General features: G+C 66.1%; 2 protein-coding genes and 1 pseudogene. All 3 read left to right on the forward strand.

From position 1 onward, the window contains the following. Positions 1 to 300 (forward strand): annotated as a pseudogene (locus tag MCM47_RS40190) (undecaprenyl/decaprenyl-phosphate alpha-N-acetylglucosaminyl 1-phosphate transferase); the annotation flags it as partial. A gap of 295 nt (positions 301 to 595) precedes the next feature. Then, entirely contained in the window at positions 596 to 1,039 is a 444-nt protein-coding gene (locus MCM47_RS40195) for a hypothetical protein (protein ID WP_238865255.1), read from the forward strand. A gap of 285 nt (positions 1,040 to 1,324) precedes the next feature. Continuing rightward, positions 1,325 to 1,700 (forward strand): F0F1 ATP synthase subunit A (locus tag MCM47_RS40200; protein WP_238951780.1); only part of this gene is annotated, 376 nt, incomplete at its 3' end.

The raw sequence follows: 1,700 nt of genomic DNA on the forward strand, positions 1-1,700 counted from the left end.
ACGGTGGTGCTGACGCTGGCCGGGCTCTGCCTGGTCGGCCTGGTCGTACTGCTGCCCCCGCGGTTCCGCCCGCGGGCCCCGCGGGCCGTGCAGTCCTTCGTCCCGCCGCGCTACCGCCGCCGCCCCGCCGCCGGCCGTGCCGCCGCCGCGGCGGTCACCGGGAGCGAGGCCGCCGCGGTCGCGCCGGCCTCCGCACCGATGGCTGAACTGTCGGCGAAGGACAAGGAACTGCTCGGTGAACTCGGCAAGGGTTCGTCCGCGGTCTCCGGCCGGGGGCACGGTAGTGGCCGTGTCCGATAGGTGAATTGACGTACCGTCATCCGGGTTCATCCAAACGGCGGCACTCTTGCTCCGTTGGTGTGACAGGTGCCACACATTCATGGTAAAGCTCTCATCAAATAGTTTGTGATACCGTTCACGAGTACCGAGAACACGCCGAAAGACCTCACAGGTGGATGACTTCCGTCCCTGGCCGGTCTCCCTCGACGGGCTCGCCGTCGAGCGGCCGGCCTGCGGCTCCCCCTCGGTCCGGTGTCACCCACCACGTTCTGTGCCCGTCCCCCTGCCACATCGACATGCCGCCGGAGTTGCCGACATGCCGTCCAACGACGCCCGGATCCTCCGAGGCGCCGCGATCCCCACTGCGGTCGCCGGAGTCATCGCGATGGTGATCTCCTTTGCCGTCGCGGGTGGCAAGGGACTGCTCGGCGCCCTCTTCGGAACGCTGCTGGTGATGGCCTTCTTCAGCTCCGGCCAGGTCGCACTCGACCGGCTGACCAGGTCGAACCCGCACATCATGATGGCCGCGGCGCTCCTGGTCTACACCACTCAGATCCTGCTGGTCGGCATCGTCCTCGCGGTCTTCAAGAACACCGACCTCTTCAACCGGCAGGCGTTCGCCTTCACCCTGCTGGGCTGCGCCCTGATCTGGACGGGCTTCCAGGTGCGCGGCGCACTCAAGGCCAAGACCTTCTACGTCGACCCCGACGCCACCGAAAACAAGGCCGACAAGCCTTCCGACCCGGGGCGTCAACAGTGACGAGGCCGGGCTGTCCCCCCAACGAGGGGGGCGGTGTTTATGCCGCACTGACGGGCTGCTATCGTCCGTCGCAACAACGGAGTACGGGAAGAGGCCTGGTCTGTCCGATCGGTGGACGGATCGCCCCCCGGACCCGCGCAGTCTTCGATGATCCCGCGACGGTGCGACGCACTGCCGCGCAGGGTCCGCGAGAAACCCATCAAGTACCAGTGCCGCTCCGTGGTCGCAGGCCACGCCGACACACCGAGGTTGCCGTAACCATGCGTCACGACGAAGGAGTCCGTGGTGAGTGCTGAACTCACGAAGCTCGCCTCAGGCAGTTGCCACTTCGGGGACGCAGGCTGCGGCTTCCCGGCCCCGGGTCTGAACGAGTTCCAGTTCAAGCCGATCTTCACGATCGGCAGCGTCGAGTTCAACAAGCCGATGCTGCTGTCGATGATCGTCGCGCTGCTGGTCGTCGTCTTCTTCTGGTCGGCCTTCGCCAAGCCCCGCCTCGTTCCGGGCAAGCTGCAGCTGGTCGCCGAGATCGGCTACGACTTCGTCAAGCGGTCCATCGTGCTGGAGACGATCGGCAAGAAGGGCGAGAAGTACGTCCCGATGCTCGTCTCGATGTTCTTCTTCATCTGGCTGATGAACATCATGTCGATCATCCCGTTCGCCC

This window comes from Kitasatospora sp. A2-31 (assembly GCF_022288725.1).
Classification (GTDB): Bacteria; Actinomycetota; Actinomycetes; order Streptomycetales; family Streptomycetaceae; genus Kitasatospora.

Excerpts from the sequence above, each read along its gene's own strand:
- MCM47_RS40195 (WP_238865255.1), top strand. The coding sequence starts at position 596 with ATGCCGTCCAACGACGCCCGGATCCTCCGAGGCGCCGCGATCCCCACT.